We start from the raw sequence: 15,641 nt of genomic DNA, 5'->3' as shown, positions 1-15,641 counted from the left end.
CTCATGCCTCCTGTCGCGCGAGATCGCGCAGCGTGCCGGTCAACGTCCGGGTCAGCAGCGGGATCTTGAACGCGTTCCCGCCGTCGAACCCGTCCTGCGGGTGGGCGTCGGCGAGCTCCGCATCCGCTGCTGCCCGGAACGTGTCGTCGGACGGGGTCGCGCCGCGCAGCACCTGCTCGGCGCGGTGCGCCCGCCAGGGCCGGTGCGCCACACCGCCGAACGCGATGCGGGCGTCGGTGATCGTGCTGTCGGTGACCTGGAGCGCGGCCGCGACGGAGACCAGCGCGAACGCGTACGACGCGCGGTCGCGGACCTTGCGGTAGTCCGACCGGGCGGCGATCGGGAGCTCTGGCAGCACGATCGCGGTGATCAGCTCACCGTGCTCGAGCACGGTGTCGCGTTCGGGCGTGTCCCCCGGCAACCGGTGCAGCTCGCCGAACGGAACGGTGCGTTCGCCCTGCGGGCCGAGGACCTCGACCTGGGCGTCCAGCGCGGTCAGCGCGACCGCCATGTCCGACGGGTGGGTGGCGATGCAGTGCTCGGACGCGCCGAGGATCGCGTGCTGGCGGGTGGCGCCGCCGATCGCGGAGCATCCGGAGCCGGGGCTGCGCTTGTTGCAGGGGGTGGTGACGTCCTGGAAGTACAGGCACCGGGTGCGCTGCAGCGGGTTGCCGCCGGTGGTCGCCATGTTGCGCAGCTGACCCGACGCCCCGGACAGCAGCGCCCTGGCCAGCATCGGGTAGCGCCGGCGGACCCGGTCGTCGGCGGCCAGGTCGGCGTTCGCGACGCCCGCACCGATCCGCAGCCCGCCGCCGTCGTCGTCGATCCCGGCAGGCAGGAGACCGGTGACGTCGACGAGCAGCCCCGGTTCCGCGACGCCGAGGCGCAGGTGGTCGACGAGGTTGGTGCCGCCACCGAGGAAGCGCGCGTCCGGCCGGGCGGCGACGGCGGCCACGGCCGACCCGGCGTCCTGCGGGGCCCGGTAGTCGAACGGCCTCACCGTGATCCCTCCCGCTCGCGCGCGACGCGGGCCACCGCCGCGCGGATCCCGAGGTAGGCACCGCAGCGGCAGAGGTTGCCGCTCATCCGCTCCGCGATCTCGGCGTCGTCCAGTTCGGGAGCGGTGGCGAGATCGCCGGTGACGACGCTCGGGCGGCCGCGGTCGAACTCGTCGAGCATGCCGACCGTCGAGCACACCTGCCCGGGCGTGCAGTAGCCGCACTGGAAGGCGTCCTCGTCGACGAAGGCCCGGTGCACGGGATGGTCACCGTCGGCCCCGGACAGGCCGTCGGCGGTGACGACGTCGGCGCCGTCGCGGGTCACGGCGAGGGTCAGGCACGACAGCACCCGCACGCCGTCGACCAGGACGGTGCACGAACCGCACTGGCCGTGGTCGCACCCCTTCTTCGGGCTGGTGTTGCCGAGACGCTGACGGAGGGCGTCGAGCAGTGAGGTGCGGGTGTCGACCGTCAGGCGGTGGTCGGTCCCGTCGACCCGTAGCGACAGTTCGTGGTCCATGGGGTGCAGCGTTCCCGCGCGGTCCGGGTTCAATCGCCGCGTCCGCCACCCGGGGTTCACGGCATTCGGGGCGTCGGTGGTGTAGACCGGTGCTCGCCGGGAACCCCGACCGCATGCGGGAGCGGAGCGGTGACCGGCCGGAGGACCGACACGTGCCGGGTATCGGCGGGCCCGGGTCGACCGACACCGGCGCCGAGGGGCAGGCGGCGCTGCGGCTGCACGCGAAGATCTGCCTGGTCGCCGGGATCCTGTCCGCCTTCGTCACGGTGCTGTTCGCGGTCGTGCTCGGCTCGCTCGTCGGGACCGTCGTCCTCGGTGCGGTCACCCTGGGCTGTGTCGCCTGGGGGATCCGGACGCGGCAGCGACTGCGCCGGGGCCGGGCCGCGGGGCGGTCCTGACCGGCGAGGAACCCCGATGACATCGATCGGACAGGCGGTCCGCGGCTTCCGCGGGACCCCGGACGTGGCCGGACGTTCCGAGCGCACCCGGGAGGAGCTGCAGGCGGCACTGCGCAAGGTCGACCTGCTCGACGACCCGAACAGCTGGCAGGTGCTGGAGGGCACCGACGGCGATGCGCAGCTGGTGGGGCCGGACGGCCACGAGGTGGGCACCTGGCGTGAGGAGCACCCCTACCCGGAGCTGATGGCCCGCCCCGAGTATGAGGACGCCAAGCGCGCCCTGCAGATCGAGCTGCTGAAACTGCAGTCCTGGGTGAAGGACACCGGCCGGCGGATCGTGATCCTGTTCGAGGGACGCGACGCCGCCGGGAAGGGCGGCACGATCCAGCGGTTCACCGAGCACCTCAACCCGCGCGGCGCCCGGGTGGTGGCGCTGGACAAGCCGACCGGGGCGGAGCAGGGGCAGTGGTACTTCCAGCGCTACCTCCAGCAGCTGCCGACGGCCGGGGAGATCGTGCTGTTCGACCGCTCCTGGTACAGCCGCGCCGTCGTCGAGCAGGTCATGGGGTTCTGCACCGACGACGAGTACGAGCGGTTCATGCGCGAGGTGCCGGGACTGGAGCGTTCGCTGGTGGACGACGGCATCCACCTGGTCAAGCTGTGGTTCTCGGTGTCCCGGCTCGAGCAGCGGACCCGGTTCATGATCCGGGTGCTCGATCCGCTGCGCCAGTGGAAGCTCAGCCCGGTCGACCTGGCGAGCCTGGAGCGGTGGGACGACTACACCGCGGCCAAGGAGGCGATGTTCGCCGGTACCGACACCGGGCACGCGCCGTGGACGGTCGTCGACTCCAACGACAAGCGGCGCGGCCGGATCGAGGCGATGCGCCTGGTGCTGTCCGGACTGGACTACACCGCCAAGGACGCCGACGCCGTCGGCACCCCCGATCCGCTCGTCGTCGGCCGCCCGCAGGTCGCCGGCTCCGGGCACGGGGTGGCCGACGCCGGATAGCGCGGGTCCGCGCCGCCTCCCCAGCCCCCGGCGCCTCCTCAGCCTCAGCCCGCGGCGGCGCAGGCGCGGGCCGCCTCGACGAAGTGCCCGACGGCGGGCGAGCGGTCCCGGCGCCGCCACGCGACCTGCAGCGCCACCGTCGGCACGTCGCCGGACAACGGCCGGAACTCCACTCCCGGCGGGCGCAGGTTGGCGTAGTACGACGGCTGCAGCGACACCCCGATCCCGGCGGCGACCAGGCTGAGCTGGGTCTCGATGTCGGGGCCCTCGGCGACGATCCGGGGGCTGAACCCGTGGTCGCGGCAGTAGCCGGTGATGATGTCGAAGAACTCCGGTCCGAGCGGGCGCGGCCACAACACGAACGGCTCCCCCGCGAGGTCGGCGGCGTCGACGGTGTCCCGGCGGGCCAGCGGGTGGTCGTCGGGCAGCACGACCAGCAGGGGCTCGGCGACCAGTTCCTCGACGGTGACCGCGGTCGTCGGGGCCGCCGCGCGGACCAGCCCGACGTCGAGACGCTCGTCGGTCAGCGCCACGATCTGCGCGGACGTGTCGTGCTGGGACACCTCCATCTGCAGCTCCGGGAAGCGCGCCCGCACCGTGCGCAGGATCCGCGGCGCGATCGAGGCCAGTGCCGTCCCGACCGAGCCGACGACGAGCAGCCCGTCCGCGCCCTCCGCCGCCTGGCCGACCCGGGCCATGGCCCGCTCGGCCTCGAACAGCACCCGGGGCGCGGCGTCGAGCAGCACCCGTCCGGCCGGGGTCAGCACCGTGGATCGGCTGGTGCGGTCGAACAACGGCGTGCCGAGTGCCTTCTCCAGCGTGCGGATCTGCTGGCTCAGAGCCGGCTGGCTGACGTGCAGCCGGACCGCGGCGCGGCTGAAGTGCAGCTCCGAGGCGACGGTGAGGAACACCCGCAACTGGCGCAGCTCGATGTCCACATCGTCCACCATAAGGTTCGGCCTATCGCAACATCGTGACCGACGATCACGGAACGGCACCACGACGGCGCCGGGCCGGTCAGGGTGGACGGCGTCTCCGCCGCCCACCCGAGCCTCCCGAGGTCCTCCATGGCTGACGCCGCCGTCCTGTCACGCCTGCCCGGCCGGTCGCTGCCGCAGGCCGCGTACACCGACCCGGCCGTGTTCGCCGCCGACCTGGAGCACGTGTGGGCCGCGGGCTGGCTGTTCGCAGGCCACACGTGCGAGCTGACCCGTCCCGGGGACTACCTGGCACGCGAGGTCGGCCGGGACCGGGTGCTGGTGGTCCGCGGCGAGGACGGCGCCCTGCACGCCCACCACGACGTGTGCGCGCACCGCGGTTCCCGGCTGACCAGCGCCGACCGCGGCAACGTCCGCGCCTTCGTCTGCCCCTACCACCAGTGGGTCTACGGAACCGACGGTGCTCTGCGCTCGGCCCGGCTGATGGGGACGGACTTCCCGGTCGGCGCGTACCGGCTGGCACCGGTCGCCGTCCGGGAGATCGAGGGCCTGGTGTTCGTCTGCCTGGCCCACGAGCCGCCGGACATCGACGGGTTCGCCGCGGCACTGGCGCCGCAGCTCGCCCCGCACCACCTCGCCGACACCCGGGTGGCCTCCCGCCTGCACTACCGGGTCGCGGCCAACTGGAAGACGCTCGTGGAGAACAACCGCGAGTGCTACCACTGCCGGGGCAGCCACCCCGAGTTCACGCTGTCGAACTTCGATCTCGGCGTGCACGGCGACGTACGGACCGACCCCCGCTACGCCGCCGCGGTGGCCGAGGCCCGGTCGCGCTGGGCGCGGCGCGGGCTGCCCGGCGACGAGGTCAGCTTCCCCGGCGGCGCCTGGTACCGGATCGCCCGGCTCCCGCTGCGCGACGGCTTCGTCACCGAGTCCCTGGACGGACGCCCGGTGGCCCCGTTCCTGGGCGAGCTCACCGAGGCCGACGCCGGGAGCCTGCGCGTGGTCTGCCTGCCCGACATGTGGGCGCACGCCAACTGCGACTACGCCGTGACGACCCGGCTCTCCCCGGTCGACGCGGGGACCACCGACGTCGAGGTCTGTTTCCTGGTCCGTGCCGACGCCGGTGAGATCGACGAGGACGCGCTCACCGCGGTCTGGCGGGCGACCTCGGAGCAGGACTGGGCGCTGTGCGAGAACAACTACGCCGGGATCGCCTCGCGCGGATACCGGCCCGGGCCGCTCTCGCCCGTCGTCGAGGCGTCGGTGGACGGGTTCCTGTCCTGGTACGAGACCGCCCTGGAGCGGGGCCGCACGTCAGCCTGACGTTCTGGTGCGGACTCGCCCCCGCCGGTCTATCAGGCGACACCGGCCGGCGGACACGCCACGCCGGCCGGTGTCCGATCGAGCCCGCGTTCGGCATCGACCTTGCGCGGGCGTCCCCGCGGTCGCTTGCGGCTCACGACCGAGCCGCGGTCGAAGATCTCGCCTCCCCACACGCCCCACGGTTCGCCGCGACGCAACGCCGTCGCGAGGCACGCGCCGCGGACCGGACACGTCCGGCACAGGGCCTTGGCACGTTCGGCGTCGTCCGGTGACTCGGCGAACCACAGATCGTCGTCGGTCGATCGGCACGGCAGCACCCTGTCGTCGTGCGGGGTTCTCGCAGTCCGGATCGGTTCGGCCCACAGGCTCATCGTCGGCTCCCCCCCCGGGGCCTTGGATTCTCGTACCGCACACGTTCCCGCCACCGGCTATCGACCGGCTACGGGACGGCTATGTCCGCGCTCCGTGGCAACCGCTATCGATCCAGCAGGGCGCGCAGCTCCGCGGCGTCCCGCGCACCGATGTCGTGGAACAGCTGCCACGCCGCCCGCCACTGGGCGCGGGCGCCGTGGTCGTCACCGGCCGCCGCGTGCACGTCGCCGAGCCGGCGCCGGGTCCGGGCGCGCCACCAGGGCAGGCGCAGCTCGCTCCACAACCGCAGGGCCTGGTGCTGGCACTGGGCCGCCGCGTCCAGCCTGCCCTCGACGCGGTGCAACTCCCCGAGGCTGCCCAGGGCACGAGCCTCGCCGTAGTGGTACCGGTGGCGGCGGAACAGCTCCAGCGCCGCCTCCAGCTCCGCCCGGGCCGGCTCGCCGAGGCCGACCCGGGTGTAGCCGACGCCGAGGCCTTCCCGGACGGCGGCCTCGGCGAGCGGGTCCCCGAGCTCACCGGCCGCGACCAGGGCATCCCGCAGGCACCGCCGCGCCGCGTCGAACCGTCCGTGCAGCCGGTACACCCCGGCCAGCCGGCGCAACGTCCACACCTCGCTCCGGCGGTCACCGACCGCGCGCAGCACGAGCAGTGCCTCCTCCAGCAGGGCCGCGGCCTCGTCGAGGCGGCCGGTGTCGCGGTACACGGCCGCGATCCCGGACGTGGCGAGCGCCCGGCCGTGCCGGTCACCGGCGGCATCGAACGTGTTCCGGGCCTGCTCGAGGACGGCCAGCGCCTCCGATCCCCGGTCCTGGATCCGGGCCAGCTCGCCGAGCCCGCGCAGGGCGTGCGCCTCCGCCCACCGGTCACCGGCCCGGCGTGCCGCGGAGACGGCGAACCCGGAGACCCGGCGCCAGTCGTCGTAGTAGGCGCGCAGCACGCTGATCGGGGCCAGCGCGGTGTCGAAGCGACAGCCGAGTGCGGCCGGGCCGGAGGTGCAGGCCTGCTCCGCGACCGCGATCAGCGTCTCGATCTCGGCCTCGAACCACGCCTGCGGGTCGTCGAGCGCCGCCTGCAGCGTGCCGGGGTCCGGTTGCCAGGCCGGTGTCTCCACGACGCCTGCCCCGAGCTCGGGTGACGGCAGGCGGCGGCCGGCCTGCTCGGCCAGGGTGAGCCACCCCCCGACGGCCCTCGTCACCGCGTCGGTGCGGTCGTGCTCCGGTTCCTCGGCGGCGGCCAGCTCCCCGGCGTAGACGCGGACCAGGTCGTGGAAGCGGTACCGCGCCGGCTCCCCGCCCGGTCCGGCGAGCTCGAGCAGCTGCGCGTCGAACAGCTTCTCGACCAGGTCCTCCGCCCGCTGCCGCGAGACGTCCAGCAGGGCGGCGACCACCCACGCCGCGAAGTCCGGCACGGCCAGCAGGCCCAGCCTGCGGAACGCGCGCCGCGCGTCCGGGTCCAGCCCGGCACAGCTCAGCGCGAGGCCGGCCCGCACCTCCAGGTCGCCCACCGCCAGCTCGTCGAGCCGGCGGCGCTCGTCGGAGAGCAGCTCGGCCATCCGGGACAGCGTCCAGTGCGGCCGTGCCGCCAGGCGGGCCCCGGCCACCCGGATCGCCAGCGGAAGGTGGCCGCACCAGCGCACGATCTGTTCGGCCGCCTCCGGCTCGCCGGCGACGCGTTCCGGGGTGACGAGCCGGGACAGCAGCTGCAGCGACTGGTCGGGCTCGAGCACGTCGAGGTCGACGCGGACCGCGCCGGCCAGCCCGCTGAGCGGCGTACGGCTGGTCACCAGCACGGCGCTGCCGGCGTCGCCGGGGAGCAGCGGACGGACCTGGGACTCGGCGGCGGCGTTGTCCAGCACCACCAGCAATCGCCGCCCGGCCAGCAGGCTGCGGTAGAGCGCGGCCCGCTCGTCGAGCCGGTCCGGGACGGTCGCCCCCTCGGCGCTCAACGCGCGGACGAACTGGGCGAGCACGTCCGCGGGGTCGCGTGGGTCGGCCTCGGCGCCACGCAGGTCGACATAGAGCTGCCCGTCCGGGAACCGGCTCCGGAGCTGGTGGGCCACGTGCACGGCCAGGGTCGTCTTGCCCACCCCCGCCTTGCCGGCGATCGCCGAGACCACGACCGCGGGTGAGCCGTCCAGCCGGTCGACGATCAGGTCGCGGATCCGGTCCACCTGCTTGGCCCGGCCGGTGAAGTCGGCGATGTCCGCGGGCAGCTGCGCGGGGACGGCCGGGAGCCGCGCCGGGACGACGGCGGGTGCAGGCGGGGCCGCCAGGTCGGGGTCGTCGGTGAGCATCGCCCGGTGCAGCTCCTGCAGCGCCGGGCCGGGATCCAGGCCCAGCTCGTCGGCCAGTACCCGGCGTCCGCTCTGGTAGAGGGCCAGCGCGTCGGCCCGCCTGCCGGACCGGTGCAGCGCGAGCATCAGCTGGCCGCGCAGCCGCTCCCGGTGTGGGTGCGCGGCCACCTCGGCGTCGAGCTCGGCGACGAGGCCGCCGTGCCGGCCCGACGAGAGATCGGCGTCGACCCGGTCCTCCAGTACGGCCAGTCGCGCCTCCTCCCAGCCCGGCACGACCGTCCGGACCAGCTCGGCGGCGCCGATGCCGACCAGTGGCTCCCCGCGCCACAGGGCCAGGGCCGCCCGCAGCGTGTCGGCGGCCGCGGCGGACGCCCCCGCGGCGAGCTGCGCCCGCCCCTCCCGGGACAGCCGGGTGAAGACCTCGACGTCGATGTCCGCCGGGTCGACGTCGAGCAGGTACCCGGACGGCCGGGTGACCAGCACCGGCGCACCGGTGTCGAGCGCGCGGCGCAGCTGGGAGACCAGGCTGTGCAACTGGGCCCCGGCGGTCCTCGGCGGGTTCTCGTCCCACAGCAGGTCGACCAGCCGGTCCCGCGGGACGACCTGACCGGCACGCACCAGCAGCACCGCCAGCAGGTCCGCGACCTTTCCCGAGGGCACGGCCAGCCGCCGCTCGCCCTCCCGGACCTCGAGCGGGCCGAGCAGCAGGTAGCGCATACCGGTTCACTCCTCACGACCCGTCCGACGCCGAGGTGCCCGGCACCGTAAGCCCCGTGCCCGACATCGTGCCCGGCACGAGACCTACAGGGCCACCGCCCGGTGATCGCGAATCGGGAGCCAGGACGGCCACGGACGGCAGGATCGCTTCCGGATCTGTGATCAGCCCACCCGAAGCAGGGCGTGCCGGACCTGCGCGACGACGCGGGCCGGTGCGGTGTCCAGCTCGTGCCAGGTCACGCGCAGCAGCGTCCATCCCGCGGTCACGAGATCGTTGCCCTTGCGACGGTCCCGGCGGAAGCGCTCGGCGTCGCTGTGCCACGCCCAGCCGTCGAACTCGATGGCGACCCGCTGCTCGGGGAACGCGATGTCGAGCTCGTACGGGCCGAGCTCGTAGCCACGCACCCAGCCGGTGATGCCGGCGTCGCGCAGCAGCCGGCAGAGTCGCCGTTCGGCCTGCGACGCCGCCCGGTCCCCGGCCGCGACGAGCAGGGTCCGAGCGGCGGTGGCTCCGGTCGCACCGCTCATCCGGCACCAGGCGGCGTGCAGCTCCTCGAACGTGATCCACCGCTGCAGGGCACGGTCGAGGAACGCCGACCCGTCCTCGATCGCGATCGCCGTCTCCAGCGCGGTCAGCGGCCGCGCGGTGAGCGCGATCCCGCGCGCCGCCGAGCGATCGACGAGCGCGACGTCGCGGCGCCGCACCCGGACACCCGGCCGCGGGCGTCGCACCACCGCCCGCGGGACCGTGATCCCGACCGCCGACGGCGGGGTGTCGAGCATCCGGTGCCACCACGCCGCCGCGGGACCGGACACCAGCGACGACGGCCCCGCCCACAACCAGCTCGCGCGGCACCTCGCGGCGAACCCGTACCGGTGCCCGCCGGCCAGGAGCACCCCGGGGAACGGCGCCGACCACCGACCTGCCGCGACCCACCGGCGCACCGTCCGGGCCGAGACTCCGCAGGCCACCGCCTGCGCGACGGTCACGACCCCGTCCTGTTCCCGCAGCACCCGGTCCAGTTCCATCCCCGGCCCCTGCGCGGGAGCGCCCCGGTCGAGTTCCATCCCCGGACCCTGCACGGGCGCCTCCCGCCCCACGCCCGAACCGGCACGGCCGTACGCACCCGCGAACGGTGATCACGGATCGGGAAGCGGTCCGGCCATCCGTGGCCGTTCTGGTTCCCGATCCGTGATCACCGTGGGCGCGGTCGTGCGCCGCCGGGGCGGTCGGCCGCCTTCGTCACGCTTCGCGTCCCCTCCTCGGCCGGACCAGCCGGACCAGCCGGACGGCCGCGGGTGATCACCGATTCGGAACGGATCCGGCCACGGATGGCCGGGTCGCTTCCGGATCCGTGATCAGCCCACCCGATCACTGTGCTCGGAGCGGAGTTCCCGGGCCGGGAGGTCTCACCGGTCTCGCTGGGCGAACACCCGGACCAGGACGTCGCGGGTGTCGGCGGGGTCGATCACGTCGTCGATCTCGAACACGGTCGCGACGTGCAGGGCCTTCCCGCGCTCGTAGTAGTCGGCGAGCAGCTCGTCGAAGCGGGCGCGGCGGGCGTCCGGGTCCTCGATGGCCTCGAGCTCGGCCCGGTAGCCCAGCCGCACGGCGCCCTCGAGCCCCATCCCACCGAACTCCGCCGTCGGCCAGCCGACGGTGATCGCGGGCGCGTGCAGGTCGCCCCCGGCCATCGCCATCGCCCCGAGGCCGTAGGCCTTGCGCAGCACCACCGTGCACAGCGGCACGGTGAGCCGGGCACCGGCCACGAACATCGCGCCGAACCGGCGGACGGTGGCGGTGCGCTCGGCGTCCGGGCCGACCATGAAACCGGGGGTGTCGCACAGCGACACGACCGGGAGCCGGTGCGCCTCGCACAGCTCGAGGAACGCCGCGGCCTTGTCCGAGGCGTCGGCGTCGATCGCTCCGCCGAGGTGCTCGGGGTTGTTGGCCAGCACCCCGACCGCGCGCCCGTCGAGCCGGGCGAGCGCGGTCAGCACCCCGGTCCCGAAGCCGCCGCGCAGCTCCAGCACGGAGCCGGTGTCGAACAGCGTGTCGAGCACCGGCCGCAGCCGGTAGGCGCGCACCCGGTTCTCCGGCACCAGGTGCCGCAGCGTCCGCTGGTCGGCAGCGTCTCCCCCGGCCGGGGCGGCGCCGAAGTAGGACAGCCAGCGGCGGGCGTCGGCGACGGCGGCGGCGTCGTCGGGCACCAGCCGGTCGACGACGCCGTTGGCCCACTGCACGTCCATCGGCCCGACGTCGGCGGCGGCGACCCGGCCCAGCCCGCCGCCCTCGATCATGGCCGGTCCGCCCATGCCGAGGCTGCTGCCCTCGGTGGCGATGATCGTGTCGCAGGCGCCGGCGAGTGCGGCGTTGCCCGCGAAGCAGTACCCGGCGACGACGGCGAGGGTCGGGACCTGCCCGCGCAGCTCGGCGAGCAGCCGGAAGGTGGGCACGTCGAGCTGGGCGACCGCGGAGGTGTCGGTGTCGCCCGGGCGCCCGCCCCCGCCCTCCGCGAAGATCACGACCGGGAGCCGGTCGCGGGCGGCGAGACGCAGCAGCCGGTCGGTCTTGCGGTGATTGTGCAGCCCCTGGGTCCCGGCCAGCACGGTGTAGTCGTAGGCCAGCAGCGCCACCGCGACGCCGTCGACGGTGCCGGTGCCGGTGAGCAGGCCGTCGGCCGGGGTGCGGGCGACGAGATCGTCGAAGCCGCGCCGGGCGCGCTGGGCGGCGATCGTCAGCGCGCCGTACTCCACGAAGCTTCCGGGATCGAGCAGGTCGTCGAGGTTCTCCCGGACGCTGCGCCGGCCCGTGGCGTGCCGGCGGGCGATCGCCTCGGGACGGCCGGCGTCGAGCACCCCGGCGCGCCGGTCGAGCAGCTCGGCGAGGTCGGGCCGGATGTGGTCGGGGTCCGTGTTCGCCTGTGTCTGCGCGGCGGTGTCGTCGTCGCCGGTGGCGGCGAGGAACACGACCGGCATCCCGGCCGTGACGGTGTCGCCGACCTTCACCGTGAGGGTGTCGACGACGCCGGCCCGTTCGGCGCGCACGGCGTGCTGCATCTTCATCGCCTCGACGACGACGAGCTCCGCGCCCGCGGCGACGGTGTCGCCCTCGGTGACCTCGATGGCCACCACGACACCCTGTTGCGGACTCGGCACCGGCTCGGTTCCCTCGGGCGCACTCAGAACCGCGGCTCCGGCGGGGCCCGCGGTCTCCGTTGGGCCAATGGTGTCCGTGGGGCCGGTGGTCTCTGTGGGGCCAGTGGTGTCGGTGGTACTGGCGGGGCTCGCGGTGCCGGTCGTGCCGGTGGTGCTGCAGGCGGGTGCCGTGGTGCCGGCGGTGTCCGTGGCGTCCGCGGTCTCATGCGTGCCGGCGGCGGAGCCGGCCGCGCCCGTGGCGGAGCCGGCGGCGTCGGGCAGCGTGACGGCCCGCGGCCGATCGGCCAGCTCGCCGAGGTGGGCGTCCACGAAGCCGGTGTGCAGAGTGCCGTTGGTGAACTCGGGCCGCTCCAGCAGTGCCTGCAGCAGCGCGAGGTTGGTCGGGACACCGGCGACGTCGAACCCGGCGAGCGCGCGACCGGCCCGCGCCGTGGCGGCCGGGGTGTCGGGCCCGGTCGCGATCACCTTCGCCAGCAGCGCGTCGTAGCGCGGGCCGACCGGGTAGCCGGCGTAGCCGTGGGTGTCGACGCGCAGCCCGCGCCCGGTCGGCGGCTGGAACCGGGTCAGCGTCCCGGATCCGGGGAGCACCGTGCCGTCGGCCGTCACCGACTCGGTGTTGACCCGGGCCTGCACCGCCGCGCCCCGCGCCTCGGGAGTCCCGGTGAGCCCGAGATCCGCGAGCCGGGCCCCGCCGGCGACCCGCAGCCCCAGCTCGACCAGGTCGAGGCCGGTGACCTCCTCGGTCACCGTGTGCTCGACCTGGATGCGCGGGTTGACCTCGAGGAAGACGAACTCGGTGCCGGACACCAGGAACTCGACGGTCGCGAGCCCGGAGCAGCCGGTCGTGATCCGGCGGGCCGCGTCGTGCAGGCCGGCCCGGACGTCGTCCGGCAGTGCGGGGGCGGGCGCGATCTCGACGAGCTTCTGCCGGCGGCGCTGCGCCGAGCAGTCCCGGTCGCCGAGCACGCAGGTGTCCTCGCCGTCGCCCAGGATCTGCACCTCGACGTGCCGGGCGCGCGGCAGCAGGCGCTCGACGTACACCCCGGAGTCGCCGAAGGCGGCCTGCGCCTCGGCCGAGCACCGGCGCATCGCCTCGGCGAGGTCGTCGGCCCGGGTGACCGGGCGCATGCCGCGACCGCCGCCGCCGGCCAGCGCCTTGACCATCACCGCGCCGTCCGGCCCGGGACCGTCGAGGAACGCGCGCGCCGCCGCGAGATCGGTGGGCCCCGCGGTGCCGGTGAGCACCGGCACCGCGGCCTGCTCCGCGTGTGCCCTGGCCCGGGTCTTGTCGCCGTAGAGCTCCAGCGACCCGGGGCCGGGCCCGACGAAGGTGATGCCGCGCTCCGCGCAGGCGCGGGCCAGTGCGGGGTTCTCGGCGAGGAACCCGTAGCCGGGGTGCAGTGTGTCGCAGCCGGTGCGCAGAGCGGCCGCGACGATCTCCTCGACGTCGAGGTAGGCGGCAGCCCCGGTGCCGGGCAGCCGGACGGCCTCGTCGGCGTGCGTGACGTGCGCGCAGGCGGCGTCGTCGTCGGGGTGGACGGCGACGGTGCCGATCCCCAGGGCCGCCGCCGTGTCCATGATCCGGACCGCGATCTCGGCGCGGTTGGCCACCAGGATCCTCATCGGCTGCTCCGGCGCAGCACGATCCCGGCCGCCTCCCGGTCCCACACACCCGAGTCCACACCGGACTGTCGCAGCACGTGCTTGTGGATCTTCTGGGTGGGTGTCTTCGGGAGCTCGGTGGCGAACTCGACGTAGCGGGGCACCATGAAGTACGGCAGCCGGTCGACGAGGAAGCGGGTCAGTTCCTCCGGGTCGACGTCGCGTCCGTCGCGGGGCACGACGACCGCCTTGATCTCGTCCTCGGTGAGCTCGGACGGCACCGCGACCACGGCGCTCTCGTAGACGTCGGGGTGTTCGTTGACCACGCGCTCGACCTCGAAGCTGGAGACGTTCTCGCCGCGCCGACGCAGCGCGTCCTTCATCCGGTCGGAGAAGAAGTAGCGCCCCTGCGCGTCGGTACGGAACGCGTCGCCGGTGCGCACCCAGCCGTCGACGAGCGTCTCGGCGGTCTTCTCCGGCAGGTTGTGGTAGCCGCCCATCACGAGGCGCGGATCCTCCGGCCGTACCCACAGCTCGCCGACCTGTCCCGGCTCGACATCGCGTCCGCCGTCGTCGACCAGGCGCAGCTCGAACCCGTCGCGGGCGAAACCGCACTCGCCACCGACCACGGTCTCCGGGGGCCCGTTGAGGACGGCGCCGATCTCGCTCATCCCGTAGACGGCCGCGAGGTCGACGCCGAAGCGGGCGCGGAAGCCGTCGACGTCGCTGGCGAGCGGGGCCATCACGGCCAGCTCCAGGGAGTTGTCGGCGTCGTCGGGCCGGGGTTCGGCCTGCTGGAGCAGCTCGGCCATCGCGCCGAGCATCACGGTGACGGTGATGCCGTGCTCGCGCACCGTCGGCCAGAACCGGCTCACCGAGAACCCGGGTTCCAGCACGCACACCGCACGGTGGATCAGGGACTGGTAGACGCCGTACCACTGGCCCGCGAGGTGGAACAGCGGCAGCGTGACCAGGATCCGGTCGCCCGCGACGGGGCGCGCCTGGTCCTCCCGGGAGGCGTAGGTGTAGGCGTGCGCGTGCGGGATCAGCACGCCCTTCGACAGCCCCGTCGTGCCGGAGGTGTACATGTACGCCATCAGGTCCGCGGCGTCGATCGCCTGCGGCGCAGCGGGTTCCGCGGTGGTGACCTCGTCCAGCCCGACCACCCGGAACCGGTCGCGCAGATTGTCGGCGGCCGCGGTGTCGCCGCGCACGACGAGGGTGCGCAGTGCGGTCAGATCGCCGGCGACCTGCGCGATCCGCTCCGCGTAGGTGTCGTCGCAGACGAGCACTGCGGCCCCGGAGTCGTTGAGCACGTGGGTGAGGAAGCTGCCCTTGTACGCAGAGTTGACCGGCACCTCGACCATCCCGCCGAGGCTCGTGCCGGTCCAGGCGTGCACGGCGTCGAGCGAGTTGTCCATCAGCAGCGCGACCGGGTCCTGCCGGGCGACGCCGAGCGCGGTGAGCCCGCCGGCGACGCGCAGCGAACGCTCGTGGCTCTCGGCGAACGTGTACCGCCCGCCGGGTCCGATCTGGGCCGTCGCGTCCGGCATCTCGGCAAGCGCGCGGTCGTAGGCACCGCGCAACGTCCGGTCCCCGACCGGTGGCAGACCTGTCATCGAATCCTCCTCGTCACCCCTGACGACCTGCGCTACTTTACATAGATGTCAAGCATCGGGTCGCGTTCGGTCGGGGCGGAGGAGAAGCGGGAACGGCTGCTCGACGTCGCGGAGGCGGTGTTCTGCCGGCTCGGGCACTCCCGGACGACGATCGCCGAGCTCGCCGCCGCGGCGGGGGTGTCACGCCCGACCGTCTACGCCTACTTCCCGTCCAAGGAGGACGTGTTCCGGGCACTCGCCGACCGGGTGCGCGACGAGTTCCTGCGGTTGCAGGAGCGTGTGGACACCTCGTCACCGGCGCGGACCGCGGACGAGGCGGTGCGCGCCTTCTTCGCCGCCTACACCCGCCACCACGGCATGCTCGTGGTGATCGCGCACCAGGCACTGGTCGACCCGGCGATGCGCGAGCTGCGCGACGAGATCGTCGCCCGGCCCGAGCGGCGCAACGCCCGTTTCCTGGAACGCCTGGTCGCCGACGGCCGCGCCGCTCCCGCCGTGCCGCCGGCGGACGTCTCCCGCGCGGTCACCGGCATGGTCGCCCGCGCCGCCGAGCTCGCCGTCGACCACCCGGAGCAGGCCGACCGGCTGGGCGGGGAGCTGGTCGCGTTGTACCTGCGGATGGCGGGCATCGACGACGACCGGGGGTGACGCGGCGCCTGCCGGATGCGGGCCCGCTGCACCGCCGGCGGA

The 15,641-nt window shown here is 74.5% G+C and carries 12 protein-coding genes; 4 read left to right on the top strand and 8 right to left on the bottom strand.

Annotated features, from left to right (window positions below; translation table 11 throughout):
• Position 1: 1 nt before the first annotated feature.
• Positions 2 to 1,000 carry an FAD binding domain-containing protein gene (locus JOF36_RS17685; protein WP_210028061.1) on the bottom strand — a complete coding sequence of 333 codons (999 nt, stop codon included), beginning with the start codon at positions 998 to 1,000 and terminating at the stop codon, positions 2 to 4.
• Positions 997 to 1,518 (bottom strand): (2Fe-2S)-binding protein, encoded by a 522-nt coding sequence (locus JOF36_RS17680; RefSeq protein ID WP_210028059.1) that lies wholly within the window; start codon positions 1,516 to 1,518, stop codon positions 997 to 999. The genes JOF36_RS17685 and JOF36_RS17680 overlap by 4 nt, the downstream gene beginning before the upstream one ends.
• A gap of 152 nt (positions 1,519 to 1,670) precedes the next feature.
• On the opposite strand from JOF36_RS17680, the gene JOF36_RS17675 reads away from it, so the two are divergent.
• Complete coding sequence (locus JOF36_RS17675) at positions 1,671 to 1,916, top strand: hypothetical protein (protein ID WP_210028057.1); 246 nt, start codon at positions 1,671 to 1,673, stop codon at positions 1,914 to 1,916.
• A 16-nt stretch (positions 1,917 to 1,932) separates the two neighbouring features.
• Positions 1,933 to 2,925 (top strand): polyphosphate kinase 2, encoded by a 993-nt coding sequence (ppk2, locus tag JOF36_RS17670; protein ID WP_210028055.1) that lies wholly within the window; start codon positions 1,933 to 1,935, stop codon positions 2,923 to 2,925.
• Positions 2,926 to 2,969: 44 nt separating this feature from the next.
• Here the strand turns inward: ppk2 and JOF36_RS17665 are convergent, their stop codons facing one another.
• Entirely contained in the window at positions 2,970 to 3,863 is an 894-nt protein-coding gene (locus JOF36_RS17665; RefSeq protein ID WP_210028053.1) for a LysR substrate-binding domain-containing protein, read from the bottom strand.
• Between the two features lie 129 nt (positions 3,864 to 3,992).
• Between JOF36_RS17665 and JOF36_RS17660 the strand changes: the two genes are divergently transcribed.
• Complete coding sequence (locus JOF36_RS17660; protein ID WP_210028051.1) at positions 3,993 to 5,189, top strand: aromatic ring-hydroxylating oxygenase subunit alpha; 1,197 nt, start codon at positions 3,993 to 3,995, stop codon at positions 5,187 to 5,189.
• Between the two features lie 32 nt (positions 5,190 to 5,221).
• On the opposite strand, the gene JOF36_RS17655 is transcribed toward JOF36_RS17660, so the two are convergent.
• The 5 genes from JOF36_RS17655 to JOF36_RS17635 form a co-directional block, all read right to left on the bottom strand.
• Positions 5,222 to 5,560 (bottom strand): WhiB family transcriptional regulator, encoded by a 339-nt coding sequence (locus JOF36_RS17655; RefSeq protein ID WP_210028049.1) that lies wholly within the window; start codon positions 5,558 to 5,560, stop codon positions 5,222 to 5,224.
• 104 nt (positions 5,561 to 5,664) lie between these two features.
• Positions 5,665 to 8,571: an AfsR/SARP family transcriptional regulator gene (locus JOF36_RS17650; RefSeq protein ID WP_210028048.1), complete on the bottom strand. Its 2,907-nt coding sequence runs from the start codon at positions 8,569 to 8,571 to the stop codon at positions 5,665 to 5,667.
• Between the two features lie 162 nt (positions 8,572 to 8,733).
• A complete protein-coding gene (locus JOF36_RS17645; protein ID WP_210028047.1) occupies positions 8,734 to 9,639 on the bottom strand; it encodes a type IV toxin-antitoxin system AbiEi family antitoxin domain-containing protein in 906 nt (301 codons plus the stop codon).
• Positions 9,640 to 9,981: 342 nt separating this feature from the next.
• Positions 9,982 to 13,353 carry a carboxyl transferase domain-containing protein gene (locus tag JOF36_RS39155; protein WP_245350882.1) on the bottom strand — a complete coding sequence of 1,124 codons (3,372 nt, stop codon included), beginning with the start codon at positions 13,351 to 13,353 and terminating at the stop codon, positions 9,982 to 9,984.
• A complete protein-coding gene (locus JOF36_RS17635; RefSeq protein WP_210028046.1) occupies positions 13,350 to 14,951 on the bottom strand; it encodes an AMP-binding protein in 1,602 nt (533 codons plus the stop codon). The genes JOF36_RS39155 and JOF36_RS17635 overlap by 4 nt, the downstream gene beginning before the upstream one ends.
• Before the next feature lie 45 nt (positions 14,952 to 14,996).
• Here JOF36_RS17635 and JOF36_RS17630 point away from each other — a divergent pair, with 45 nt between their 5' ends.
• Positions 14,997 to 15,599, top strand: coding sequence for a TetR/AcrR family transcriptional regulator (locus tag JOF36_RS17630; RefSeq protein WP_210028045.1), 603 nt, complete (start codon positions 14,997 to 14,999; stop codon positions 15,597 to 15,599).
• Positions 15,600 to 15,641 lie beyond the last annotated feature (42 nt).

This window comes from Pseudonocardia parietis, from assembly GCF_017876315.1.
GTDB classification, from domain to species: Bacteria; Actinomycetota; Actinomycetes; order Mycobacteriales; family Pseudonocardiaceae; genus Pseudonocardia; species Pseudonocardia parietis.
The sequence above is the reverse complement of the archived record's forward strand: the minus strand, read 5'-3'. Positions and strand labels throughout refer to the sequence as shown.